The following is a 26069-nucleotide window of genomic DNA, read 5'->3' on the forward strand; positions in this document are numbered from 1 at the left end:
AGTGGTCATTGAGCCTTTTCCAGCAACGGCCAGCGACGCTGTGTGATGGTCGCTGACGGTGGCGTGTGGGGGGTCGGTGAGACGCGAAAGGCGGGACCTCGGTAGGAAGTCGTCCTCCTACAGATCGACTTCCAAGAGGCCCCGCGTCGTCCATGAGTGTCACATACACCGCCGAGCTGCCCCTTGGCGCGCACACCGTCGCCCGACTGGCCGTACTGCTCGTGGCAGAGCGGAGACGCAGAGGCACCAGGGCGGGCACCCGTCGGCTGTCCTGCTGGGAGCAGTCCGTGTTCGTCCTGCGCTGGTTCTGCGACGGCACCGGGGTCCGACAGCTCTGCCAGGATCACCGGGTCAGCCGGTCGGCGGGCTATCGCTATCTGCACGAGGGCATCGCCGTGCTGACCTGCCAGGCGCGCTGCTCGCGGCGAAGCTCGCGGGCCACGGCCATGTGATCGTCGACGGCACGGTGATCGAGACCGACCGGGTCCGCCTGCCCGGCCCGACCCCGGGGGTGGACGTGTGGTGGTCCGGAAAGGTCCACAACCACGGCGGCAACGTCCAGGTCGTCGCCGGGCCCGACGACGGCTGGCCGCTGTGGGTCTCCGGCGTCCGCCCCGGCCGCGAACACGACTCCACGGCGCTGCGCGCCTCCGGCGCGCTGACGGACCTGGCCGACTGGACCGCCGACGGCCGCGGGATCCTCACCGACCTTGGTTACGAAGGGCTACGAGACCAGGTCACGGTCCCCCACAAGCGGGCGAAGGGCGGGGGTCTGACGCTCGACCAGCAAAAGCACAACAAGGTTCACAACCCGCTGCGCGCCGTCGGCGAACGCGCGAACGCGCTGCTCAAGGTCACCTTCCGGCACACCGAACACCGCCGCACCACCTGACAACCACCATACAGACACGCCGCTGTGACTACACACCGCCACGAACGCTTACTGGGAAAGGCTCATTAGCGCTCTGTGGCGGTCTATGATGGTCACGCGAGCCTTAAGGAGTGGGCCGAGTCGCAGGCCGTGGCGTACGTGACCGCGCGCCGTTGGTACGCGGCCGGTGTGCTCCCGGTTCCGGCGCGCAAGGTCGGTGGGCTGATCCTCGTCGGCGGACATGCGGCAGGGCCGGTCCGCGCCACGCCGTTCAAAGGACCTCATCCCCAGTGCGGTGGGCGTCCATCTGGCCCCGCCGGCCGGGACCGATGGCCCCTGATCAATACCGTTCATCGTCCTAACCTCGGCATGGCAGGTACAAGACGTCAGGGGGGCGTGATGAACGGACCGAGGACGAAGTCAGCCGATGCGCTCGCGCGCGACGTGATCCGGACCGCCCATGGGCAGGACATGATCATCGGACGGCTTCCCCTGGATGGGGAGGGCCAGGGCGCCAGCCAGATCATTCTGAACGTCGGCTGCCAACGGCACGACCGCGGCGAGGAGTGGGCGCACCTGACCGTGCCCGAGGCGCGGCAGCTGGCCGGACGGCTGCTGGCGCAGGCCGCGGCAGCCGAACGCGACCGCGAGGATGCCGTCGGGACAGCAGACTCGGCGCTTGACCGCGGGCGGGACACGGCTGGGTCCGGAGACGGTCACCCGGGCCGGATCGATGTGGCCTACCTTGCGGGTGAGTCGTACGCGATCGGGGTCCGTGGACACGAGATACTGGTTGACCAGCCGCTGCGGCACGGTGGTGACGACATCGCGGCGACGCCGACAGAGTTGTTCGTCGCCTCACTCGCATCCTGCGTCGCCTTCTACGCCGGCCGGTACCTCACCCGCCATGGCGTGTGCCGGGACGGTCTGCGGGTTGCTGCCGAGTTCGACATGGCGACTGACCGACCCGCCCGGGTGGCGGCGGTGCGGCTGCGAATCGCCGTTCCCGCCAGTCTGCCGGAACGGCGCCGGCCCGGCCTCGTAGCGGTGGCCTCGCACTGCACCGTCCACAACTCGCTGCACCAGCCGCCCGACGTCGGCATAGAGATCGCCTGATAAAGGCCGCTACCGGTTCGGGTACCTACCGTGGGCGATCATGGGTAGGCCGTCCTTCGGTCGCAGGGTGACCAGGGGTTGCGGTGTGACGGGCAGGCCGGGTACGGGGGTGAAGGACCAGCGGCGGGCGATAGCGGCCAGGGCGAGCACGCCTTCGGTGATGGCGAAGGTGTTGCCGATGCACTGGCGGAGGCCGGCGCCGAACGGGAAGTAGGCGAAGCGAGGCCGCATCTTCGGCCCGGCGTCGGCCGGCTCATCGGCGGTGTCGGGCCCGGTCCAGCGGATGGGGTCGAAGAGTTCCGGTCGCGGCCACCAGCGCTCGTCGCGGTGCACCACCCATTGGCTGAAGACCAGGGTGGAGCCGGCGGGCAGGCGGTAGCCGGCGACGTCGCGGTCTTCGACGAGGTGGCGGCCCATGGCCCAGACGGGCGGGTACAGCCGCATCGCCTCGCTGATGACCGCGTTGGTGTAGGGCAACTGGGGCAGGTCGTCGATCGTCGGCCGCCGCTCGCCGAGCACCCGGTCGAGTTCGGCCTGCAGAGTCGCCAGTACTTCCGGATCCCGGCCGAGTAGGTGGAACGTCCAGGTCAGTGCGTTAGCGGTGGTCTCGTGGCCGGCGAGCAGGAGGGTGAGCGCCTCGTCGCGGACCTGGGAGTCGTCCATCGACGCGCCGGTGTCGGCGTCGCGGGCGGTCAGCAGCAGGGACAGCAGGTCGTTACCGGTGGCGCCGGTGGCGCGGCGGTCGGCGATCAGATCGTGGACGACGCGGTCGAGCGCGTTCCGGGCGTCTCGTCGGCGCCGGGGCGCCGGGAGCGGTAGCCGTTCGAGGGTAGTGAAGCCGGGAAGTTGGGCTCGGCGGGCTGCGGGCATGTTCTGGTCGAGAGCGGCCCGAATGACGTCGACGACGTGGCTGTCCAGGTCGACGTCGAACAGGGTCCGGGCGACGATCGCCAGGGTCATCTCGGTCATCTCGGTGTGCACGTCGAGGCGCTGCCCGTCCCGCCAGCCGTCGGCGGTCTTGTCCGCGATGGCCGCGAAGGCGTCGGCGTAGCCGGCGATCCGCTGCTTGTGGAACAGCGGCTGCAGCAGCCGGCGCTGCTGGCGGTGGGTGTCCCCGGCGCTGGTCAGCAGGCCCTGGCCCAGCAGCAGTGCCAGCGGCTGCACCACCGTTCGCCGGGAACCGGCGCCGCGGCGTACGGCACCTTTGGCGTAGGCCCGGTGTCCGCTGACCAGGGCGTCAGCGATCGCGTCCGGGTCGGTGACGAGGAAGGCCGACACCGGCCAGCTCGCCAGGCGCACCACCGGCCCATGGGCGCGGGCCAGCTCGTTGAGCCGGGTGAGCGGGTCGGCACGCAGCCGCCGGATCGCCTCGACCGGCCCCTCTCCCGAGCCGGGCACCCTGTCGGAGGTCTTGATGTCGGAGGTCTTGATGTCGGAGGTCTTGGCTGTGGATGGTGGCGCGGCGACGGAGCGGACGTGGGGAGCGCGGCTCATCACGACTTCCTTTCGGGCGGAGATGGGAGCGAGTGGGGTGGACGCAGGGGAAGCGGGCGCGCGGTGCTGAGGGCGCGCGGTGCTAATAGCCGATTAGCTGACGAGCACCACCGCGACGAGAAGGCCGATCTTCACGGCGAGGGCGACGTCGGCGGTCCGGCCGGTGGCGTGCGGCAGGCCGACCGCCGTCAGCAGGGTTACGGCGGCGCGCCGGACCGCCGGCCACAGCAGGACGGCCAGGCTCGCGCCGCACCCCGCGACGGCCAGTCGAAGGCCCACCGGGCCGGCAGCGACGACGCCGGCGATGGTCGACGCCGCGATAAGGGCGAATGCCTTGACAGCCGCGAAGGCCGTGACCGTCCGGCGAGCGCGGAGCAGAAGGGCGGACACGGCCGCGGACACGGCGACCATGACCAGAGCGGTCAGCGGGGTCAGCGGCTCGGGCCCAGTCTCGGCCAGGCGGGTGACATGCAGGTGCGGCAGCGGCTGTTCGAGCCGCAGTGCCGCTGCCGTCAGCACGGTGAGCGCAGCGACGCCGGCTTGCACACCGCGCAGGACCGCCACGGCCGCGACCACCAGGAGCAGACGGCGCAGACGTCTCCGGGCCGGCGTGCCCCCGTGGCCGACGAGCGGCCTGGTCACCGAATGTTCTCCTAAAGTCACTGGTCGCATGTGCGCCTACGCGGAGCAGGCCCACGCGATCGAACCGGCGAGCGTTCGGCCGCCGGTGCTCGTCGCCGAGAAGGAGACGTCGCCACCAGTAGCGGTGACCTGCGCGGTGGCCGGTACGGCGGTGACCGCGTAGTGGGCATCCGGGCCGGTCATCGACACGGTCACCGAAGCCTGGTAGCTCCCTGGCCCGTGGTAACCGGCCACCCGCACGACGTCCGAGACGGCGTAGCCGTGGACCGAGCCGCTCGCCGACGCCACGTAGCGGGCGCCCGCGGTCTGGCAGCTCACCACCGTGTCGACGTGGCCGGAGACCGCCACCGGGGAGGTGATGGCCACGGTCAGGGAGCCCGGCCCGCCGGCACCCTTCCCGACCGCATCCGTGGATGTCGCGGCAGCCGACGTCGCCGCCGACACCGGTGTCGTTGAGGTTGGCTGGTCGGCTGCCTGCTCGGCGGTCGCCGTCGCCGGCGCGGCGGTCACTACCCGGGTGCCAGGCTGGCAGGCCGCGATGGTAAGCAGCGCCGCGCCGGCAACGGTAGCCGTTGCGAGACCTCGACGGACCGGAGCCTGAAGGTTCATGGGAACGGGACACCTGCCTTCGGGAGATCGGAGATGGTCAGGTGGCCCCGACGGGTGACCGTGGGAGCCAGCCGGCTGGGTGCCACGGTTTCCGTGGACCGGCTGTGCCCGTGTCCCCTGCCAGCAAGGCAAGAACATCAGCCTGGAATGAGAACCCTTTCCCGGCAAGATGTGAGGCACATTCGGATCCGCAGTTTTCTTGCTATGACCGGGCAACCCGCGGAGGCGGTGAACGCGGCGTCACTGGTCGAAACGGGCCGGCCCGGTCAGAGGAGGTTGACGGGCCGGACCGCGGCCAATTCCTCCCCTGTACCGGCGGGGAGGACGATGCGGACGGTGGTGCCGGCGCCGGGGGCGCTGTCGAGGGTGGCGGTGCCGCCGTGGGCGGCGGCGATGGCGGCGACGATCGCCATTCCGAGGTCGCTGCCGGTCCGGCCACCGCCGCGGCTGCCGGCCGCCGACGGTCCTCGAAGGCCGCCTGAATCTGGCCGAGCATGGTGTTGAGCGCCGCCGCGAGCTGACCGGTCTCGGTGCGCGGACGCCCCGGCGGGACCCGCCGAGCCAGGTCGCCGCCGGCGATGGCGGCCGCCGTACGGGTGATGTCCCGCAGCGGGCGTAGCCCCCGGCCGAGCAACAGCCAAGCCGCCGTACCGGTCAGCGTGAGTACGGCCGCACCAGCGGCGGCCTCGTCCAGGGTCACATCGGCGAACGTGAGCACCGGCGCCGGCGGCACCCTGGCCGGGTCTCCCGCACTCATCCCCACCTCTTCCCGCATCCCCACCTCTTCCCGCCGCCCTTCAGCCCTCGCCAGCCCGGCCGGCGGGCTCCACCCCCGGCCACTACGAGGTCAGCGGCTCGTCGCACCCCGCATTCCATACAAGAAAGATGTGAATTCCGTACGAAAGCGGGTGGTGAGACGTAGTGGCGTAGGTGGCTGTCGAACTCGTACTCGGCGCGGTCGGCACCACGCCGCCCGCTCCCGGCACGCTATGGCGCGAGCAGATCAAAATCATGGTTGGGCGGGTATGCCAGGCTGTGGGCATTCCCTTGCCCGCTTATGGGCGCCGACCAGAGGGGTTCGATGATCATCCGCTTCCCCCGCACGTCTTGGTTGCTCGCCGTGTTCGTCGCTGGCGCGGTCGCCCTCACCGGCTGCTCGGGGCCGCTTCGGCGCTCCGCGGCAGGCCCGGCAGAGCCCGCCAGCACCGCGACGGCTTCTACGCCGGCCGCTGTCCCGGTCGGATCGTCGGTACGGTCGATCAACGTCGGCGGCGCCACCCGCGCCTACCGGCTGTACCGGCCGCCGACTCTGCCCGCGCGGGCGCCGCTCGTCGTCATGATCCACGGCGGTTTCGGTGGCGCGGAGCAGGCCGAGAACTCCTACGGCTGGGACGCCGAGGCCGACCGCGGCCATTTTCTCGTCGCCTATCCCGAAGGGCAGAACCATGCCTGGTCCGTCGGCGGCGGTTGTTGCGGAAAGCCCGGTGCGACCGGCGTGGATGATGTCGCCTTCATCACTGGCATGGTAGCCGCCATCCAAGCCGCCGTACCGGTCGACACCGCCCGTATCTACGCCACCGGAATCTCCAACGGCGGCATGATGGACTACCGGTTGGCCTGCGACACCACCATTTTCGCCGCGATCGGACCCGATTCGGCGACCCTGCTCGGCACCTGCCCCGCACCGCGGCCAATCTCCGTCATCGCCATTCACGGCACCGCGGACCACACCGTACGCTACTACGGCGGCGAGGGTGACGGGGTCGCAAAAATCAACGGACCGGCCGTCCCGTTCGTGAACGCGATGTGGCGTACCGCCGATCATTGTGCCACCCCGGCCACAACCACTACGGAAAGCGCCACCACCTTTATCGCCACCTGCCCGCAGGGACGGGCCGTGGAACTGGTCACCATTGCCGGCGCGGGCCACCAGTGGCCCGGCGGTGCCCGCCACCCGACGGCCGAGCGAATCCTGCATCCCGACCCGCCGTCAACCGCCCTGAATGCCACCGCGACCATCTGGGCCTTCTTCACCCATCAGGCAAGGTGAACCGCACGCCGGCGGGACTTTCGTTCTCCTCGTCCGCGGCGCTGCTGTGGCGGGCCGGCCCTGACCCGGCTGAATCTGCCCGTCGTGAGGGACCCGTGCCGAGGCGGCCGTCGCCCGGGCGACGGCTCGACGTGCGCTGACCCGGGCGCCGGTCGCCTGACCGGCCGCGTGGCCCGCCCCACCGGGAGCAGATGATCCTCGCCGTCATACACTGCCCTGCGCGATCAGCAGGTGGCGTGTACCGGTGCGAAAGGGTCCATGTGAACGTCCTGGAAGCGGTGTTTCTCGGCGCGGTCGAGGGGCTGACGGAATTTCTGCCGGTGTCCAGCACCGGACACCTGACAATTTTGGAGAAGCTGCTCGGCCACGACATCGACGACCCGGACATCACCGCTTTCACCGCGATCATCCAGGTCGGTGCGGTCTTCGCCACCCTGCTTTACTTCCGGCATGATTTCCGGCGCCTTCTGGCGGCGTGGGGCCGCGGTGTGCGCGATCCCGCCTGGCGGGAGCATCCGGATTACCGGTTCGGCTGGGCCGTCATTCTCGGATCGATTCCCATCGGTCTGGTCGGGGTGGCCTTCAAGGATCAGATCGAGACCACGCTACGCAGCCTGTGGTTCGTCGGCGGTGCGCTGATCCTCTGGAGCGGGGTGATGGGGTACGCGGACCACGTCGGTACCCAGAAACGTCACGAGGAGGACGTGACGTGGAAGGACACCCTGGTGATCGGCATCGTGCAGTGCATGGCGCTGATCCCGGGTATCTCGCGATCCGGGGCGACCATGTCGGCGGGGTTGCTGCGTGGCCTGGACCGGGTGGCGGTGACCCGGCTGTCCTTCTTCCTGTCCATCCCGGCCCTGATGGCGGCCGCGGCGTTGCAGGTCCTCACGAAGTCCGACGACATCGCCGACGGGGTGGGCTGGCCGGCGACGATCATCGCGACCGTGGTCAGCTTTGCCGTCGCCTACGTCGCGATCGCCTGGCTGTTGAAGTTCATTGCCAGACACAGCTACGGCGTCTTCATCGGTTACCGGCTGGCGCTCGGTGCCACCGTGCTCTTCCTCGTGGCCACTGGGATCGTCTCGGCGACCTGAGCCGGCGACCTGAGCCGGCGACCATCTTCGTCCGGCTCCCGCGGGGCGGCTCGACCACGTAAGTTTCAATCCACCGTCTTGCGGGTTCGTGGTTGTCCCCACGGGATGGGGAGACCGCCGGCCGCGCGGCCACGGAGGAAGGACTGTGATGCGGGATCTGCGTTCGCTGCCCAAGGGCCATCTGCATCTGCATTTCGAGCTGGGAATGCGGCCGTCGACGCTGGCCGACCTGGCCGCCGCCGCGGGCGTTCCGACTCCCCGCACCACGGGGTTTACCGAGTTCGGGGGCTTCAGCGAAGTGATCGCCGGCATCCTGCCGGTCTTCCGCCGGCCCGAGGACTTCGAACGCCTCGTCGACGAAATGATCATCGATGCCGCGGATGAGGGCGTCACCTACCTCGAACCCAGCTTCTGGCCGTACGCTCATCTAGGCGTCTTCGGGAGTGCGGAGGCCGCCTGGGAAACGGTGCTGGCCCGATCGGATCAGGTCGGCGCGCGGTACGGGGTGACCGCCCGCTGGATGGCGGCCGTCGACCGGGTCTTCGACTCCCCTGAACAGGCCGTCTCCGTGGCCCGGTTGGCCCTGCGTTACGCCGATCGGGGCATCGTCGGCCTAGGGTTGCACAACGACGAGAACGGGTGGCCGCCGGAGCCGTTCATGGCGGCGTTCCGGATCGCGCGCGACGGCGGGTTGCTCTCGACCCCCCACGCCGGGGAACTCGACGGTCCCGCGTCGGTGCGTGGCGCCATCGAGACTCTGGATGCCGATCGTCTCCAGCACGGTATCCGCGCCATGGAGGATCCCCGACTCGTCGACACCCTCCTCGAACGAGGGACCTGCCTCGATGTCTGCCCGACGTCCAACCTGCTGCTCTCGGTCGTCCCGTCGATGGCCGAACATCCGCTTCCGGCCCTGCTGCGGGCCGGGGTGCGATGCTCGATCAACGCCGACGACCCGCTGCTGTTCGGGCCCAGCTGTCTGGAGGAGTACGAGCTGTGCCGATCGGCACTGGGCCTGACCGACGAGGAACTGGCCGCCTGCGCCCGCAGCTCGGTGGAATCCGGAGCCGCGCCGATCGAGGTGCGGACGGCGGCCCTCGCCGGCATCGATGCGTGGCTCGCCGACGCGGGATGTCTCGACGGCCGGTGACGCTCCGACGGCCGGTGACGCTCCGACGGCCGGTGACGCTCCGACGGCCGGTGACGTTCCGATGACGGGGGTACCGTCCCCCCACCGGCCCGCGCGGGTGGTCCTCGCACCCGACTCGTTCAAGGGATCGGCGACCGCGGCCGAGGTGGTCGCGGCGCTGGGTGCGGGCTGGCGCTCCGAGCGGCCTCGCGATCAGGTCGTGGGAGTACCGATCGCCGACGGTGGCGAGGGCACCCTCGACGTCTTCGCCGTCGGCGTACCCGGGTCGGAGCGGCACCCGGCACGGGTGACTGGTCCGGACGGGCGGGGCCACGACGCCGAATGGCTGTCGCTGCCCGATGGCACCGCGGTGATCGAACTGGCGAGGGCGAGCGGGTTGCCGCTGATGCGGGAACTCGATCCGTTGGGCGCGCAGACCGTGGGCCTCGGCGAGTTGGTCGCCGCCGCGATCGACGCCGGAGTCGACCGCGTTCTCATCACTTTGGGCGGTTCCGCCTCGACCGACGGTGGTACCGGTGCCCTCGCCGCGTTGGGTGCCCGGTTCCTCGACGCGGCCGGCCGGCCGTTGGCCGTCGGCGGCGGCGCCCTCATGTCGCTCGCGCACATCGATCTGACTGGGTTGCGGCCGGCGCCGGCCGGGGGAGCGTACTGTCTCGTCGACGTCGACGCGCCCCTGCTGGGCCCTGCCGGCGCCGCCGCCGTATTCGGGCCGCAGAAGGGTGCCGGACCCGCGGACATCACCCGGCTGGAGGAGGGGCTGCGCCGGCTCGCCCACCTGTTGGGTGGTGCTCCCGACGCCGCGGGAGCCGGGGCTGCCGGCGGCACCGCCTACGGCCTCGCCGCGGCCTGGGGAGCCGAGGTGGTCCCCGGCCTGCCGACGATCATCCAGGCGGCGGGCCTGCCGGCGGCCCTTGCCGGCGCCGACTGGGTGGTGACCGGCGAGGGCAGGTTCGACCGAACCTCGTTGTCCGGCAAGGTGGTCGGCGGAGTCCTCGCGCTGGCGCGGGACGCCGAGGTGCCCGTGCTCCTGGTGGCTGGGCGGGTTGACGCCCCCCGGCCGGAGGGGGTCCGGGCCGAGATCGCCCTCGTCGATCTCGCCGGGGGGCCGGCCATGGCGATGGCCGAGCCGCTCCGGTGGCTGCGGAGGGCCGGCGCCGAGCTGGCCCGCCGGGTCACGACCGCCCGGTGAGCGGGAGTCGCCCGGTGAGCGGGAGTCGCCTGGTGCGGGGGAGCGGCCGGGCCCGGTCTGTGGGTCAGACCCGGCGGTTCATCCCGGTGAGGAGGTAACCGATCTTCCGCCAGGTGTTGGGCCCGCAGACCCCGTCGTCCGGGATGCGGCCGAACCACGGCGCGGCGTAGCGCTGTAGGGAGGCCACCCGGGCAGTGGTCCGTGGCCCGTACACGCCATCCGGCGTTATCCGGTTGGGATCACCGGTGGGGGCCTCATGGCCAAAGATGATGTTCAGGGCGTTCTGGAGCTCCACGACGTCCGGACCACGCGATCCCTCCCGCAGGGTCGGACGGTCGTCGTAACGGTGCCGGGGATCGGCGGCTGCGCCGACTCCGTTATGCCGCGCGGCGGCGAGGATGTCCCGGCGTCGGTTGGCCCGGATGTCCCCCGGGCAATTGTGGCCCCCCCACGCCTGGCCGCCCATCCGGTGGGTACCGATACCGTAACCGGCGGGAGAGTCGGTGATCTCTTCCTGCCATCCGAACTCCCGCATCCCCCACTGAAAGAGCTCGCCGAGCCGGATGATTTGTAGGGGTGTGTAGTCCTCGGTCTCGTACCCTTCGCATTCGCAGGAGATCCAGTATGGATTTCCTGCCGCCTGGGCCCAGGCCCTCCGGTCGAAAGGAACGTACTGCTCGAAGTCGCCGCTCCTCGACAGCCACAGGTGTGAGCTGACCTGGCTGGCGGGGTTGTCGAACCAGCCGAACAGGGAGCCGCCGCCCACCTGGACGTGCGGGATGAGGCCTCGGGTGGGTTGGATCATTACTCCGGTCGTGTTCCGCACCGGACGGAAGCGTGCCGGCGGGTACAAGGTCGGTGCCATCGCTACCGGCTCTCCTTCCCACGCGTGTCGCCGCGACAGATCCTCGTCTGGGAAATCACGATTCCGGGCCGCTTCCTGTTCATCGGGTCATCAGGTCGGTTGACCGCTACAGTCATAGTTTCCAGCCGGAGTACCGGCATGGCCATAGTGCCGGGCTGCTGCGGAGAGGTCCGCATCGGGGCGGTATGCCCGGACATATGGTGAGTGGAAATCCTCCCGCTGGATCCGTGACAGGGGCCCGACCCGGTTCGGTGGTGCGCCCCAGGCACGGACAGCCGACGCCGCCGCGAGCCGCCATCCCTTCGACGCCTCGTCAACCCTCGGTATCGAGGGGAATACTGACTGTTTTTTTGCGGATGTTTGCGGGAACCGCGGACCGGGCGGCGGAGCCCGTGTTTCGATGCCGCCTATATCGTTCTACCGCCTGTATCCTTCTACCGCATGATCGACCCGCAGCCGGGCTCGAGAAGGAGGCATTCAATGCGGTATGCCGTATCTTCCCCGCGACGAGTCGGACGGCCGTTCTCCTCCGGAGCGCCGGGAGCACCGGAAGCGGCTGCGTCCGGAGGGTGTCGTCCCGCGTGGCGCGGTTTCCGGCGGGCGGGCCGGCGCGGCGGCGCGACCCGGACCACCCTGGCCATTCTGACCACCGCCGGGGCGACCCTCGCGGTGAGCAGCATCCTGGCTCTGGTGAACGCGGGCGCCGCGCAGGCCGGTGGAGCGACCTGGGCGAGCTGCCCGGGCGGGCAGGCGACGGAGGTCGGTGTGCCGGCGGCGGCCGGAGAGCCGAACAGACCCGCGACGTATCTCGACGCCGGTTTCTACGTCCATGTCGCCTCGTTGTGGCCGCCGGCCACGGCATCGCTGTGCCGGACCGGTCCCGGCCGGGGTGAGGAGGCCGGCGAGCCGATCTTCAGGTTCGGGCATCTGAGCTGCCCCGGCGGCGACGCGACCTTCGGTGTGCGCAGGCCCGCGGTACCGGACCGGGCGAGCGCCGACGTCCCGCCGGCGACCTGGGGGACCTACCTGCCGGCCGGCTGGTACAGCCTGGACGACCTGAGCGACCCGTCGTGGACGTCGGTTTGCTGGTCGTCCAGGAGACGCTGACCGATCCCGGCCGGCGAAGCGCCGATTCAGATCGAAGCGCCGAATCCGGTCGACCGGATTAATCGGATTAACCGGAATCGGCGCGAGAGGACCGGGCCGATCAGTAGCGGTAGTGGTCGGCCTTGTACGGACCCTCGACGGGCACGCCGATGTAGTCCGCCTGCTGCTTGGTCAGCTGGGTGAGCTTCACGCCCAGCGCGTCCAGGTGCAGCCGGGCGACCTTCTCGTCGAGGTGCTTGGGCAGCACGTATACCCCGACGGGGTAGTTTTCGGTCTTCGTGAACAGCTCGATCTGCGCGATCACCTGGTTGGTGAAGCTGTTCGACATCACGAAGCTCGGATGTCCGGTGGCGCAACCGAGGTTCATCAGCCGGCCCTCGGCCAACACGATGATCGAGTGGCCGTCCGGGAACACCCACTCGTCGACCTGCGGCTTGATGTTGATCTTCTCGATGCCGGGGGTCCTGGCCAGGCCGGCCATGTCGATCTCGTTGTCGAAGTGCCCGATGTTCGACACGATCGCCTGGTGCTTCATCGCCGCCATGTGCTCGGCATGGATGATGTTGAGGTTGCCGGTCGTGGTGACGAAGATGTCCGCCGTCGCGACGACGTCCTCCAGGGTGGTGACCTGGAAACCGTCCATCGCGGCCTGCAGGGCGCAGATCGGGTCGATCTCGGTGACGATCACCCGGGCTCCCTGGCCGCGCAGCGCGTCCGCACAGCCCTTGCCGACGTCACCGTAGCCGCACACCACGGCGACCTTGCCGCCGATGAGCACGTCGGTGGCGCGGTTGAGACCGTCGATGACGGAGTGGCGGCAGCCGTACTTGTTGTCGAACTTCGACTTCGTCACCGAGTCGTTGACGTTGATCGCCGGAAATGCCAGCGTGCCGGCCTTCGCCATCTCATAGAGACGGTGCACGCCGGTCGTGGTCTCCTCGGTGACGCCCTTGATGTTCTTCGCGGTCTCGGTCCACCGACCCGGCTTCTGCGCGATGGTGCGGCGCAGGGTCTCCAGGACGATCGCGTACTCCTCGCCGTCCGCGGCGTCCGTCGCGGGGACCGCGCCGGCCGCCTCGAACTGGGCGCCCTTGTGGACGAGCAGGGTCGCGTCGCCGCCGTCGTCGAGGATCATGTTCGGGGTGCCGCCGTCCGGCCAGGCCAGCGCCTGGTCCGTGCACCACCAGTACTCCTCGAGGGTCTCGCCCTTCCAGGCGAAGACCGGCACGCCCCGCGGGTCGTCCTTGCTTCCGTTCGGCCCGACGACGACGGCGGCGGCCGCGTGGTCCTGGGTGGAGAAGATGTTGCAGGAGACCCAACGGACGTCGGCGCCGAGCGCTACCAAGGTCTCGATCAGCACCGCGGTCTGAATTGTCATGTGCAGGGAGCCCATGATGCGGGCGCCCCTGAGGGGCTGGCTGGCCGCGTATTCCGCCCGGGTGGCCATGAGGCCGGGCATCTCGTGCTCGGCAAGCCGGATCTCCTTGCGGCCGAACTCGGCCAGTGCGAGATCCGCGACCTTGAACTCGAAACTCATGCCCTCTCCTTCGATGCTCGGGCGGCTGCCGAGCCTATACGGCGGATGTCTCGTCCCGGTTTCCACCCGCCATCGGCCGCGGCCGTGATGCGCCGGCCTTGGAACGGGTTTCTTGAGCGTCCCACATGTCGCCGTGTTGACGAAGACCCGGTCCGGTTCTGTCGACCGCCGGGCCCGGGTCGTCCTGGCGCGGCTGGTGCACCCAGCCGCGTTCGTCCGCCCAGACCAACAGGGGTGGGAGGACGACCAGCGCGGACAGCAGGGCGACGGCGACGTTGAGGGCGACCAGCAGACCGAAGTCACGCAGCAGCGGTAGGGAGCTGAAGGCCAGGACGGCGACCCCGATCACGGCGGCGAGCGCGGAGACCACGAAGGCGCGTCCGGTGCGGGCCGCGGTCTGGTCGGCGGCCTCCTTCGGCGTCAGGCCGCGTCGACGCTCTTCCAGGTGGCGAAGCACGAGCAGGGTGGTGAACTCGCTGCCCAGCGCGATGACGAGCGGGCCGCCGACCGCGGTGAGCGGGCTGAGATCGACACCGGCCAGCCAGGCGATCATGGAGCTGAGCCCGACCGCGATCAGCACTGGCACCAGCGACAGGACCGCCCGGACGATGCTGCGGTGCCAGACCAGCAGCATGAGCAGGACGCCGACCAGCGCGAAGTAGGTCAGCTGGGTCCGGTTCTTCGTGAAGTTCTCCAGCAGCCCGGTGCCGACCACGACGAGGCCCGACGGGGTGGCGCGTACCCCTTGCGGCGGATGGACCGTGTCCCGGATGTCGTCGACGATTGCGGCCTGCCGTTCCAACGAGCCCGATCCGGTACGGAAGACGAGGTTGAGCGCGTTGTGGGCCAGGTTCACCGTGGCGCGCTGGAGGTCGGGCGGTGCCGCGGCGTAGCCGAGCCGGACGTCCTGACCCGTCGGCAGGACGACCGTCGTGTTCGGCACCTCCATCATGAAGCTGATGGTCGTGACAAGGCTCGACGCGGTAAGCAGGTCGGCCGGGTCCCTCGCGAGCCGGGTGTTCGCGAACTCGGCGAGGAAGGCGACGGTGGCGTCGTCGAAGACGTTCGGTGACTGGACGTAGATGCCCAGCTCGCTGGCGGATCCGGTGCTCGCGCGCAGCGTGTTGATGTTCTTGATGACCTGACCCTGCTGGTCGACCCATTTCTCCGGATCGGTCTGGATCTTCAGTGTACCGTCGGTGACGATCCCGACGGCGAAGACCGCGACGGACACGGCGACGAGCGGGACCGCGGTGATCCGTGGCAGGGACCCCAGGGTGATCACCGTCCGACCCAGCGGGCCGTGGGTGTAGTCCTTCGGGGGGGTTGGCCGGCGACGTTCCCGCAGGCCCAACGAGGCGGTGAGGAACAGGATCGTGGCGATGACGATCACCGGCAGGCCCAGGGCGAGCAGCGTGCCGAAGTCCCGGATCATCGGGACGTCGCTGAACTCCAGCGCGAGGAAGGACAGCACCGCGGCGGCGGTGGCGACACTCAGCGCGGGCAGCAGCCCGGCCAGGGCCGCGGTGACGGGATGGCCGGCCCGGGCCAGTTGGGCCTCCTCCTCCACCCGGCTGTGGAGCTGGACGGCGAAGTCGATGCCGACGCCGAGCAGCACCGGCAGACCGGAGATGGTCACCACCGACAGCGGGACACCCGCGTAGCCGGCGAGGCCGAACGCCCAGATGAGGCCGACGGCGACGACGCCGAGCGGGAGCAGCCGCCAGTGCACCGCGAAGGCGACGAGCAGCAGGCCGGCCATCAGCGCCAGGGAGATGCCCCCGAGGGTGACGAACCCGCCGCGCAGGTAGTCGTTGAGGTCGCGCAGCAGCGCGGGCGCCCCGGTCGACATCGTTGTCGCATTGTCGAACATGCGTTCGGACACGGCCTTCTCGGCCAGGGTCGCGGCCTGGCCCTCGGTCGTGAGGGAGGCGTTGCCCCGCAGTCGGGTGACCATCTGGCTGGTGGATTCGGTCGGGAAGAACGGCTTGATCGACTTACGGATGGCACCCGTGTTGTCGCGGAGCAGGAAGGAGACCCAGGCCGGGTTGTCGTAGACCCGCTCGGCCACCGGGATCGCCTGCATCCGCCGCAGCGTCGTGACGGAGTCGGCGAGGCGCCGCTGGGCGGAGACCGGATCCGGATCGCGGCGCTGGGCACCGAGCAGGATCTTCCCGGCGGGGCTGTTGACGGGATTGCCGTCCGGGCTCGTGACCAGGTTGTTCGTGAACTCCAGCGCCGCGAGCGGGGTGATAACCGATTCGATCCGGTCATCGGCGTCGAGGCTGGCCTGCAACTCCCGGAACTGGCTGATGTTGCGCTTGGTGAACAGGTCCTCGAGTCGTTCGCCCTTGTCCAGAGTGAACAGCGTGACCATCGCCTGGCCGCCGAAGAGGGACTGGTAGGCGACGTTGTCCCGGGCGACCTGGGAGTCGGGGTTCAGATAGTTGTCCTGGCCGGTGGTGAATTCCAGCCGGGTGGTTCCGAACCCCAGGGCGGCGGTGACGAGCAGCGCCACGACGGCGACGATGCCCGAGCGCCGACTGACCGTACCGACCGTACGGGCGAGTGCCGCCGATGGCCCGGACCGGCGGTCCGGGCCCGACCCGTGGTCCGGTTCCGAGGGGCGGCCTGGCTCCGACCGGTGTTCGGGCCGGCCGGGATGATCGGCTGGATCGTCGGTGGAGGGGGAAGGCGTCGACATCGGTCACGCTCCGGAGTTATCCGCGTTGCCTCCGGATCGACGCGTGTTACCTGTCGGTCCGACGGCTGTGTCCCTGCTGTATAGCGCAGCAGGTCACACCGCCTGAAGGCCCCGGGGCAGCCGATTTCGCCGGAAAATGTTTCAGGCGATCAACACGCCCCCGGGCCTGGCTCCCCGGGCTCGGCTACCGTCGCCATCCTCTCCGGGGTCGGACGTGCCCGGGGTCGGACGTGCCCGGGGTCGGACGTGCCCGGGGTCAGACGCCCGCGGACTCCCGTGACGGTCGGAGTTCGACGAGCGAGTCGTAGCTCGGGAAGAAGAGCCCCTCGTGCCCGTCATCCCAACGCACGACGAACGGCGGGCCTCCGTCCTCGCCGCGTACCTCGACCACGGTCCCGTGTCGTTCCGGGCTGCCCACCGTGCGGCCGTGGACGACGAACCTCTCTCCGACGGATGCGAACATCATGATGGTCGACCTCCCTGCCGGGCGATCCGGTCTGCTCTGCCTGGATGCTCCGGTGACCGATCGCATGCGCGTGCTCTTTCTGCCTAGCACGGAGCGTCGGTCACGGCAGACCCGGAGCCCGAAAGGTCGCGAACTCCCGGTTCAGGAGAGCCGCTCGACGACCAGCGCCATGCCCTGCCCGCCGCCGACGCACATCGTCTCCAACCCGATGGTCGTGTCGGTGGTGCGTAGTCCGTTCAGCAGGGTGGTGAGTAGCCGGGCGCCGGTCATCCCGAACGGGTGACCGAGCGCGATCGCGCCACCGTGCACATTCAGCTTCGCGACGTCGAGCCCGAGTGCCCGGTAGGTCGGGATGACCTGCGCCGCGAACGCCTCGTTCAGCTCTACCAGGTCGACGTCGTCGATCGTCATCCCCGCCCGGGCCAGGGCCCGCCGGGACGCCTCCACCGGGGCCAGGCCCATGATCTCCGGTGACAGTGCGCTGACGCCGGTGGAGACGATCCGGGCCAGCGGGGTGATGCCGAGCTCGCGGGCCCTGGTGTCGCTCATGACGATGACCGCGGCGGCTCCGTCGTTGAGCGGGCAGGCGTTGCCGGCCGTGACGGTACCGTCCGGGCGGAACACCGGCCTGAGAGCGGCCAGCGCCCGCATCGTGGTTCCCGGCCGGGGACTGTCGTCGCTGTCGATCACCTCGCCGTCGGGCAGCGGCACCGGAATGATCTCCCGCTTGAAGAAGCCGTCCGCGACGGCCCGCTCCGTCAGGTTCTGCGAGCGGCAGGCGTACTCGTCCTGTTCGAGGCGGCTCACACCCGCGAGCTGGGCCACGTTCTCGGCGGTCTGCCCCATGGCGATGTAGACGTCGGGCAGCTCGCCGGCCGCCCGGGGATTCGTCCAGGGCGCGGACCCCGCCCGGGCGCGGGCCGCCGTACGGTCCTGGGCCTCGCAGTAGCGCGGGTTCTGGGTGTCCGGCAGGCTGTCGCTGTTGCCCCTGACGAAGCCGCTGACGACCTCCACCCCGGCGGCGATGAACGCGTCACCCTCTCCCGCGCGGACGGCGTGCGCAGCCATCCGCAGAGCCTGCAGGGAGGATGCGCAGTACCGGGAGACCGTCGTGCCGGGAACGGTGTCGAACCCGAGGCTGACGGCGACGACGCGGCTGATGTTGTGTCCCTGTTCGCCTCCGGGTAGCCCGCAGCCGAGGATGAGATCGTCGATGTCGGCCGGATTGAGGGCCGGAACCTGGTCCAGGGCTGCCCGGACGATGATGGCCGCGAGGTCGTCGGCCCGCATCCCCCGCAGCGACCCCTTGAACGCCCGCCCGATCGGTGATCGGGTTGCGGCGACGACAACGGCCTCGGTCACATGCCCTCCCAGTTCTCGGTGTTCTCGGTGTTCTCGGCGGCAGGGTCGCGGAGGCCGTGGTCCCTGCGGCCAAATGATCAAAACCCTAACGCGGACGAGCGCCCGCGGTCGCGGGTGGCCGAGCCGACGCGGCGAGGGGGACCCGTCGGGTTACGCTTTGATCATCCCGTCGCCAGCGAGCCGGATGGCGTGCCCGATGCGAGCAGACCTTGGTACACCCCGTGATGTCGCGGCCCTCGCCGCGGCCGCGGGCGAGCTGCGCGAGTGCGCCGCACGGCTGCGCCGACTCGTCCCGGAGGTGGCCGGGGTGCTGGCCGGTGCGCGTGCCGCCGACACCCCGCGGGCATGGCGGTCACCGTGGCGGATCCGGTGCGCCGCCCGGCTGGACGACTGGCAGCGGGCGCTCGACGTCGGCGCCGGGGTGCTGCGCGATCGGGCCGGGCTGCTCGACTGGCTCGCCGAGCGGTACGACGAGCGTGCCCACGCCCTGCGCCTCGGTCTCGGCGCGGCTGCCGTGGTATCCGCCGACGAGCTCGCCCGGCTGCGCCGGTTCGACGCGTCCGGCGGCGTCGGGAACGACCCACGGGTGTGGATGCTGGCGCACGGACTGGCCACCGCTGGCGTCGAGGGCGATGCCGGGGGGAGGGAGGATCTGCCCGGGGCTATCGGAGGCTCCGGCGATACCGGCGATACCGGCGACGGCAGGCCCGCCGTGAAGGTTCCGATTGACGAAACCGTTCTGTTCGATCCGGTCCTGCTGGGCGTCCTGTCCGACCGCCTGCGGGCGGCGGGCGACCGGTCGGCCGCCCTGGCCCGAGCCGTCGCCGCGGACGGGGGACGGTTGAGCCGGCTGCCCGGTCCGTTCGGCGGCGTGGACTGGTCCGATCCGCACTGCCTGTTCGGGGAGCGCAAACCGTCCGGTCCGGCTGGCCTGCTCGGTCTGGCTGGCTTGTCCGGACAGGACGACCCCGTCGGGTTCGGACTGCACGCGGTCGCTGTCGGAGCGCCGGCCATGGCGCGCGGCATCGACCGGCGGATGGCGCGTTTCGCCGCGGCCGAGCTGGTCGCCCGCATCGGCACGGATCCGGCGACGGTGACCGTCAATGATCTGACGGCGATCAGCGTTCGGCTGGCCGGCCTGTCCGCGGTGATGCGCCAGGCGGTCATCTCCCGGCTGCGCGGCCGGCCTCTGGCGGTCCTTGCCGCGGTGGCCGCCCGGGCGATCGAAAATCCGAGCCCCGGTATCCTTGGTTACCTGCCGGCGCTGGCCGACCTCACCGACGCCCTGATCGCCGGGGCCTCCTCGGCCATGATCGGAGACGTCCTGCTGGCCTTCCCATGGCTCGAACCCGGCTACCCTGTCGTCCGCGGACGCTCCGGCGAGGTCGTGGCGGTCGACCGCACCGGCGACCCGACGGTGCGTGACGGGATCAGCCCGAGCGATGTGGGGCAGGGCGGCGTCGCCGACTGCTACCTCGTCGCGGCGCTGATCGGCATCGCCCGCCAGGATCCCGGACTACTCGCGGAGCGGCTGCGAGCCAACCCCAACGGCACTGTCACGATCATCATGCACCCCCGCGGACCGGCCGGCGCAGGCGTGGGCGTCACCGTCACGGCCGCCCTGCCCGCTCGTCGGGTCCAGCCGCCGTACGGGCGATCGGAGGATCGATCGGAGGACGAGGCACCCGGGCCGCGGGCGCCGGGTACCTCCCGGTCGCGTGCGGCTGGGTACGAGGAGGTCGCGATGGACGGCGACGACGCGGCGGGACGGCCGGAGCTGTGGCCGGCGCTGTACGAGAAGGCCTACGCCCGGCTGCACGGCGGCTATCCCGCCATCGAATTCGGAAATGCGGCGACGGCCCTGCGGACGCTCACCGGGCGATCGGCGCACGTGTTCGCCGCCCACGAGGCGACCGTTCCCGCCCTCGGGGAGCTCCTCGCCGACGGCGAGGTGGTGATCGTGACCACCCGGCGTCGAACCCGATCCGGCGGACTCGTCGCGGCGCACGCCTACACCCTGCTCGCCGTGGACGTGGCGCGCCGGCGGGTGCTGCTGCGTAATCCGTGGGATCCGGCGCCCGGGCAGAACAACGAGCGGTGGTACGCCTGGGACGGGATCCTCCCGGACACGCATGCGGTCGTGCACGGCCCGACCCGTTGACGGTCGGTGGCTGCCGCCCCGCTACCGCTGCCGAATGATCGCCACCGGGGTGGGGCAGTGAAGCATGCACTGGTGGCTGACCGATCCCAGCAGCAGCTCGGCGAAGCCGCCGTGACCGCGGGCGCCGACGACGACGAGATCGCACTCGCGACCCTTGGCGATCAAGGCCTGGGTGGCCGAGGCGGGCACCACCACGGCCCGTAGGCCCAGTCCGGCCGGCAGTTGGCCGCGGTCGCGGACGCCCGCGATGGACTCGTCGAGCACGGCCCGGGCCTGGTCCTCCAGGGCCTGGGTGATCTCCCCCGGTGCCTCGGCGAACGGCAACGGGATCGCCGAGAGCCAGGCGTGCACGGCGATCAGCGGAACCCCGCGCAGTGCGGCCTCCCCGGCGGCCCAGGCGAGGGCCGACAGGGCGTTGGGGGAGCCGTCCACACCCACGGCGATCGGTCGGGACGGTCGGGACGGTGCACCATCCGGGGTCGTGCCTTCGGCGGCGGTCGCACCCGAGCCGGCGGTCGCGGCCTCGACGTCACCGCGGGCGATCACGACCGGAACCGTGGCGTGTACGGCGACGGAGGCACTGACCGACCCGATCCGCAGCCGGTGCAGCAGCCCCTGCCCCCGGGCGCCGACCACGATCATGCGGGCGTCGCGGCCGACCGTCAGCAGGGCCTCCGCGCCCGGCAGGTCCACGGCCTGCTCCGTTACGGAGACGATCGATCCCGGTGGCGTGACCGCCGTCACGGTTTCGTGCAGCGTCCGCTCGGCAGCCTGCGCCAGGCCGGCCCGCATCCCGGACTGGGCCGGACCACGGGCGAAGCCGATCACGGCTTGGATGCCGCACCCCTGCCACTCCGCCTCGGTGAACGCCCAGCGCAGCGCCGTGTGGGAGCCCTCGGAACCATCGACCCCGACCACGATGTCGGCCATCGTCCGCCTCCTTCGAAGCCCGGTCCGGGATACCCGGCTGGTCGGCGGGGAACCCCGTTCGCCCGCAGGGGAGGCCAACGCGGGGGGCCAACGCGGAGTGGAGCCGCCCGCCGATCAACAGCTTCCGGTGTTGTTTCCGTGTGTTCTGGCCAGGTGAACCCTACGTTGGACCATCCTTCCCACCCGTCGACGTGATCCATGGTGAGAAGTGGTGAATGGTTGGGTCACCTGTCCTCGGTAACCCCGTCGTCGGAGCGGAAGCCACTGGGCGCCAGCCGCTCCCCTGCCGTGATCGATCGATAAGACGACGAGGTGCGACAATGGAGGTCCACGATCTCTGTTGTCGGCGACGGTGGTTGGCGTCCGTTGTGTGGCGGCGGGTCGATCGGGCGAGGTGGCTGTTCCCGCCCGGCCTCGCCGGGCAAGGACGAAGAATGCCGTGACCGGGCGGTCCGGTTTCTCCCGGTGTTCCGGTTCCCATCGATTTTTCTTGTGCGCCGAGTCCCGTCGTAGTTCCGGATACCGGCGGGCCGGTTCAACCGGTGAGCGCGCCCGGACTTTCCTCCGCACGTGCCGTGGGCAGGGTGTACTCGGGCGCGGTCACTGCGGCGGTCACTGCGGCGGCCATCCCTTCGGCCATCCCTCCGGCCATCCCTCCGGCGAGGTGGCGGGGGGATCCTCCACGCCGCCAAGTCCTCCTCCCCGGGGATGCCGTCCCGCCGGGTGACGCGGTAATAAGGATTTGAAGATGACGGATTAAAAATCGCTTTCTGGTGTCACCCGATGAGGTTGAAGGCGGGGAGAAGAACTGCTCGGGAGGTCTTTCCGGATGGCCCGGTGTGGCCTTTTCGTGGCCGCTGGCCCCATCTTTTGCTTTGCGTCAGTCGCGCGATGTTTGATGCGTCTGTCGCACCACGAGTCCCCAACGAGGGTGATGAAGTCATGTCCTCTTCATGTGAATGTGGTGGCCCTCCCCAGGAGCCTCCCCTCCAGGCACGGAGTACCGTGCCTGGACAGACGTTGACCGGTCCCCGACCCACCGAACCCGTTCAGGTCGGCATGATCCCCGGGCAACCCGCCCCGGTCCGCTCGGGCGGGCGCAGTCCGTCAGCTTCGAGTGACCCCGCCGAGGAAGGGAGGCACGTGGCGTCGGCCGTGACCCAGCTTGCCCTCCCCGGTGCTCTGGTTCTGGTCCGTGCGCAGGAGCCGGGCACGCTGGTGTCCGATCGCGGGGGATGGCAGCGGGCGGTGCTGCGGGCGGCCCTGCCATCGGCGGCGAAGCTGGTCGCGTTGACGCTGGCGAGCCACGTCGCCGAGGTTCCGTCGGCGGCGCCCGCCGGTGCCGCGGTGAGCGCCCCCGGCCTGGTCACCCTGGTCGCGGAGACCGGTTACAGCCGGACCCACGTGCAGCGCCAGATCACCAGGTTGCGCAACCAGGGCTGGTTGGCGACGGTGGCCCGGCCCGCGGCCGGCAGGACGACGCGGTTAGCCCTGAGCATCCCCGAGGCCGCCGTACGGGCAGGCGAGGTCCGCCTGGTCGCGGCCGACGTCGCATCCTCTCCGGCGTCCGCGTCTCCGGCGTCTCCGGCGTCTCCGGCGTCCGCGTCTCCGGCGTCTCCGGAGGCCGGCTCGGCAACCGCAGCCTCGGCCGCGCCCGCCCGCCGGCGCCGCGGCGGTCGCCGTGGCCGGATCGGCCTGCGGACGGTGTCTGCGGTCGGCCGTCGTCCCCGGGCGATGGCGTCCGTGGCGGGCGATGGCTCGCCTGGTGCCGCCAGCCCGGCGGTCAACCTCGCCCCCTCGAGGGGCGCCGACCGCCCGGACACCGCCGGTTCGGATGATCCGGACACCGCCCGTTCAGACCAGCCGGAGCCGGGTGACGTCCGAGCGGAGGGCGACCCCCAACCGGCCCCGGCCGTGGGCACCGTCGATCCCGCCACCCGCGGGGCCGTGACGGACGAGCCACACGTCCCGACGGACGAGACCGCTGGGGCAGCGGACGCGTCGACTCCCGAACCGGAGCGGGGCGCCCCGACAGTCCCGTTGCCCCCTCCGCCGCCCGAGCCGATGACCCTGGCCGCCAGCCAGGTGATCACGGTCCTCGCGAACGCGATGCGGCGCCCGACGTCCGACTACCTGGCTATCTACCAGAAACTGCGGGTGATCCTGGAGGAGGACAGCTGGGAACCGGTCGAACTGGCCCTGCATCTAGTGCACATCATCACGACCGGTGTCCTGGTCGGGGATGGCGACGAGATCGACAATCTGTCCTGGCGACTCGATCGCCTGCCCAGGGCGTCCGCCGACTGCAACTGCCGCGCCTGCCTGGAGAACCGGGGGATCAGGACCGGACCGACGCCGGGTTCCACCGTCCCGAGCCAGGGGCGCGGGCGCTACACCCGCACCGCGAAGGAGAAGGGACCCACGCCCGGACGCCCAGGATGGGAGGCCTACGGGTCCCGAGCCGCCCGCCCGGAATCCGAGGCGCCGCCCGTGTCGATCCCGCGGCCACCGCTGGAGGCTATCGAGGAGGCCGCTCGCGCGGGACGTGCGCATGCCCAGATGGCGAGCCAGTCGGCGGCTGACGGCGCGGCCTGAGCCGGTCGACCTGTGGTCCGGGTCGCCCGCCGCGGCCCGCCGTGGCGGGCCGCGGATGGTGACGGTCAGTGGCGGATGGTGTTGCATAGTCCCAGCGACAGCCCATCATGGGAAGTCATGGTGACTTCGGTGGACGACACCCGTGGCTGATTCCGGGTCGGACGGCGGCTATGACGCCGACGTGATCGTGATCGGGAGCGGGTTCGGCGGCAGCGTCAGCGCGCTACGGCTCGCGGAGAAGGGCCATCGTGTCCTCGTGCTGGAGGCCGGTCGCCGGTTCACCCCGGACACGCTGCCGAAGAACAGCTGGCACGTTCGCCGGTATCTGTGGATGCCGCGGTTGGGCTGCCACGGTATCCAGAAGATCACCTGGTTGGGTCGGGTCGTGGTGCTGTCCGGAACGGCGGTCGGTGGCGGCTCGGTCGTCTACGCGAACACGCTGTACCGCCCGCTCGACGCCTTCTATACCGACCCGCAGTGGCGGGACATCACCGACTGGCGCCGTGAGCTGGAGCCGTTCTTCGACCAGGCCGAACGCATGCTCGGGGTGAATCCCAACCCGACGACGACGTACTCCGACGAGGTGTTCCGCAGGGTCGCCGAGGAGATGCGGGTCGGGTCCACCTTCGCGGCGGCGCCGGTCGGTGTCTTCTTCGGCCGCGACGGCCGCCGGGAACCCGGCGTGCGTGTCCCCGACCCGTACTTCGGCGGCGCCGGCCCGGCTCGGACGGGATGCGTAGAGTGCGGGGAGTGCATGAGCGGCTGCCGTCGAGGGGCCAAGAACACCCTCGACTGTAACTACCTGTACCTGGCCGAGCGGGCCGGTGTGCGGGTAGTCCCGGACACCACGGTCACGGCTGTCCGGCCACGCTCGACCGGCGGGTATGAGCTCGACATGGTCCGGACGGGGGGTCTCGTCCGGCGTCGGCGACGTACCCTCACCGCGGAGCAGGTCGTGTTCGCCGCCGGCACCCTGGGCACCCAGCGGCTGCTGCTGGCGATGAAACAGAGCGGTGACCTGCCGGCGTTGTCCGGCCGGCTCGGTCATCTCACCCGGACGAACTCCGAGGCGATCCTGGGCGCATCCAGGCTGCGCCCTGATCGGCGGATCGCCCGGGGAGTCGCGATCACCTCGTCCTTCCACCCCGACGAGCACACCCACATCGAACCCGTGCGCTACGGCCGGGGGAGCAACCTGATGGCACTGATCAGCGCGTCGATGACCGACGGCGGCGGGCGGGTGCCGCGCTGGCTGAAATACCTGCGTCAGGTCGTGCTCCACCCACATCAGGCGCTGGCGTCGTCACTGCCCTGGCGATGGTCCGAGCGGACCATCATTGCGCTGGTCATGCAGTCGTGGGACAACTCGTTGATCGTCTCCCTGCGCCGTGGACCGTTCGGTCTCGGCTGGCTGACGAGTCGGCAGGGACACGGTGAGCCGAACCCCTCCTGGATCCCGGAGGGCAACGACGCCGCCCGCCGGATCGCGGCCAGGATGGGCGGCTACCCCGGCGGGTCGATCGGCGAGATCGCCAACATCCCGCTGACCGCGCACATCCTCGGCGGGGCCCCCATCGGCACGGATCCCACCACCGGAGTAATCGATCCCTACCACCGGGTCTTCGGATACGAGGGGCTGCACGTCGTCGACGGCGCCGCGGTCTCGGCGAACCTCGGCGCGAACCCGTCGTTGACCATCACTGCGCAGGCCGAACGGGCGATGTCCTTCTGGCCGAACAAGGGGGAACCCGACCCGCGCCCACCCCTCGGGGCGGCCTACCGGCCGGTTGCGCCGAGAGCACCGGCGCACCCCGCCGTCCCAGCCGGCGCTCCCGGGACCTACCGCGTGGTCGGCCCGGTCGGCCCGGTCGGCCCGGTCGCGGGGACGAGGTGACCGGTTGCCGGATGCTGGCCACGAGCTGCCGGGATGCGGGCGTGTCCGGCAGCCACGCTTTGCCCGGCACGCCGATCGCCGGCACGTGATCTCAGCGCCGCCGGCTGGGCGCACCGCGCGACGGGTCGACGCCGGGCAACTCCTCGAAGTCAGGGGTCGCCGAGTCGGACAGGCCTTCGTCGAAGGCGCCCCGGGTATCCGTGCCGGCGGGGGGTGCGGTGGTGCCGGCG

At 70.7% G+C, this 26069-nt stretch carries 19 protein-coding genes and 2 pseudogenes; 10 read left to right on the forward strand and 11 right to left on the reverse strand.

Annotation, left to right across the window (positions count from 1 at the left end; translation table 11 throughout):
* Positions 1–152: 152 nt before the first annotated feature.
* Positions 153–892: pseudogene (locus AC08OO_RS04280) on the forward strand (transposase family protein).
* Between the two features lie 378 nt (positions 893–1270).
* On the forward strand, positions 1271–1987 hold the full coding sequence (locus AC08OO_RS04285; protein WP_476609814.1) for an OsmC family protein: 717 nt from the start codon (positions 1271–1273) through the stop codon (positions 1985–1987).
* Positions 1988–1996: 9 nt separating this feature from the next.
* Here AC08OO_RS04285 and AC08OO_RS04290 read toward each other — a convergent pair whose 3' ends face one another.
* The 5 genes and pseudogenes from AC08OO_RS04290 to AC08OO_RS04310 form a co-directional block, all read right to left on the reverse strand.
* Positions 1997–3481: a cytochrome P450 gene (locus tag AC08OO_RS04290; protein ID WP_476609813.1), complete on the reverse strand. Its 1485-nt coding sequence runs from the start codon at positions 3479–3481 to the stop codon at positions 1997–1999.
* A gap of 93 nt (positions 3482–3574) precedes the next feature.
* Complete coding sequence (locus AC08OO_RS04295) at positions 3575–4123, reverse strand: hypothetical protein (protein ID WP_023840008.1); 549 nt, start codon at positions 4121–4123, stop codon at positions 3575–3577.
* Between the two features lie 36 nt (positions 4124–4159).
* Complete coding sequence (locus AC08OO_RS04300; protein ID WP_023840009.1) at positions 4160–4732, reverse strand: hypothetical protein; 573 nt, start codon at positions 4730–4732, stop codon at positions 4160–4162.
* A gap of 266 nt (positions 4733–4998) precedes the next feature.
* Positions 4999–5145, reverse strand: coding sequence for an ATP-binding protein (locus AC08OO_RS04305; protein WP_023840010.1), 147 nt, complete (start codon positions 5143–5145; stop codon positions 4999–5001).
* 77 nt (positions 5146–5222) lie between these two features.
* A pseudogene (locus AC08OO_RS04310) lies at positions 5223–5507 on the reverse strand (HAMP domain-containing protein); the annotation flags it as partial.
* A gap of 306 nt (positions 5508–5813) precedes the next feature.
* On the opposite strand from AC08OO_RS04310, the gene AC08OO_RS04315 reads away from it, so the two are divergent.
* The 4 genes from AC08OO_RS04315 to AC08OO_RS04330 all read left to right on the forward strand — a co-directional run bounded on the left by AC08OO_RS04315 (position 5814) and on the right by AC08OO_RS04330 (position 10218).
* Positions 5814–6782: an extracellular catalytic domain type 1 short-chain-length polyhydroxyalkanoate depolymerase gene (locus AC08OO_RS04315; protein ID WP_476609812.1), complete on the forward strand. Its 969-nt coding sequence runs from the start codon at positions 5814–5816 to the stop codon at positions 6780–6782.
* Positions 6783–7042: 260 nt separating this feature from the next.
* Positions 7043–7879: an undecaprenyl-diphosphate phosphatase gene (locus AC08OO_RS04320; RefSeq protein WP_476609811.1), complete on the forward strand. Its 837-nt coding sequence runs from the start codon at positions 7043–7045 to the stop codon at positions 7877–7879.
* A 148-nt stretch (positions 7880–8027) separates the two neighbouring features.
* Positions 8028–9029, forward strand: coding sequence for an adenosine deaminase (gene add, locus AC08OO_RS04325; protein WP_476609810.1), 1002 nt, complete (start codon positions 8028–8030; stop codon positions 9027–9029).
* Between the two features lie 61 nt (positions 9030–9090).
* Positions 9091–10218, forward strand: coding sequence for a glycerate kinase (locus AC08OO_RS04330; RefSeq protein WP_476609809.1), 1128 nt, complete (start codon positions 9091–9093; stop codon positions 10216–10218).
* A 64-nt stretch (positions 10219–10282) separates the two neighbouring features.
* On the opposite strand, the gene AC08OO_RS04335 is transcribed toward AC08OO_RS04330, so the two are convergent.
* Positions 10283–11083 carry a peptidoglycan recognition protein family protein gene (locus tag AC08OO_RS04335; RefSeq protein WP_011438810.1) on the reverse strand — a complete coding sequence of 267 codons (801 nt, stop codon included), beginning with the start codon at positions 11081–11083 and terminating at the stop codon, positions 10283–10285.
* Positions 11084–11752: 669 nt separating this feature from the next.
* On the opposite strand from AC08OO_RS04335, the gene AC08OO_RS04340 reads away from it, so the two are divergent.
* Complete coding sequence (locus AC08OO_RS04340) at positions 11753–12190, forward strand: hypothetical protein (RefSeq protein WP_476609808.1); 438 nt, start codon at positions 11753–11755, stop codon at positions 12188–12190.
* 100 nt (positions 12191–12290) lie between these two features.
* Here the strand turns inward: AC08OO_RS04340 and ahcY are convergent, their stop codons facing one another.
* The 4 genes from ahcY to AC08OO_RS04360 all read right to left on the reverse strand — a co-directional run bounded on the left by ahcY (position 12291) and on the right by AC08OO_RS04360 (position 18259).
* Entirely contained in the window at positions 12291–13727 is a 1437-nt protein-coding gene (ahcY, locus tag AC08OO_RS04345; protein WP_476609807.1) for an adenosylhomocysteinase, read from the reverse strand.
* A gap of 34 nt (positions 13728–13761) precedes the next feature.
* Positions 13762–16431, reverse strand: coding sequence for an efflux RND transporter permease subunit (locus tag AC08OO_RS04350; RefSeq protein WP_476609806.1), 2670 nt, complete (start codon positions 16429–16431; stop codon positions 13762–13764).
* A gap of 256 nt (positions 16432–16687) precedes the next feature.
* Positions 16688–16894, reverse strand: coding sequence for a DUF1918 domain-containing protein (locus tag AC08OO_RS04355; protein ID WP_035729341.1), 207 nt, complete (start codon positions 16892–16894; stop codon positions 16688–16690).
* 144 nt (positions 16895–17038) lie between these two features.
* Positions 17039–18259, reverse strand: coding sequence for an acetyl-CoA C-acetyltransferase (locus tag AC08OO_RS04360; RefSeq protein WP_476608397.1), 1221 nt, complete (start codon positions 18257–18259; stop codon positions 17039–17041).
* A gap of 196 nt (positions 18260–18455) precedes the next feature.
* Between AC08OO_RS04360 and AC08OO_RS04365 the strand changes: the two genes are divergently transcribed.
* On the forward strand, positions 18456–20420 hold the full coding sequence (locus AC08OO_RS04365; protein WP_476609805.1) for a C2 family cysteine protease: 1965 nt from the start codon (positions 18456–18458) through the stop codon (positions 20418–20420).
* Between the two features lie 21 nt (positions 20421–20441).
* Here AC08OO_RS04365 and AC08OO_RS04370 read toward each other — a convergent pair whose 3' ends face one another.
* Positions 20442–21350, reverse strand: coding sequence for a universal stress protein (locus AC08OO_RS04370; protein ID WP_476609804.1), 909 nt, complete (start codon positions 21348–21350; stop codon positions 20442–20444).
* A gap of 1143 nt (positions 21351–22493) precedes the next feature.
* Here AC08OO_RS04370 and AC08OO_RS04375 point away from each other — a divergent pair.
* Together AC08OO_RS04375 and AC08OO_RS04380 are read left to right on the forward strand one after the other, a co-directional pair.
* Positions 22494–23945, forward strand: a complete 1452-nt coding sequence (locus tag AC08OO_RS04375; protein WP_476609803.1) for a hypothetical protein — start codon at positions 22494–22496, stop codon at positions 23943–23945.
* A gap of 142 nt (positions 23946–24087) precedes the next feature.
* Complete coding sequence (locus AC08OO_RS04380; protein WP_476618254.1) at positions 24088–25839, forward strand: FAD-dependent oxidoreductase; 1752 nt, start codon at positions 24088–24090, stop codon at positions 25837–25839.
* The last annotated feature ends 230 nt before the right edge of the window (positions 25840–26069 follow it).

It is taken from the genome of Frankia sp. CeCAU1 (assembly GCF_977971845.1).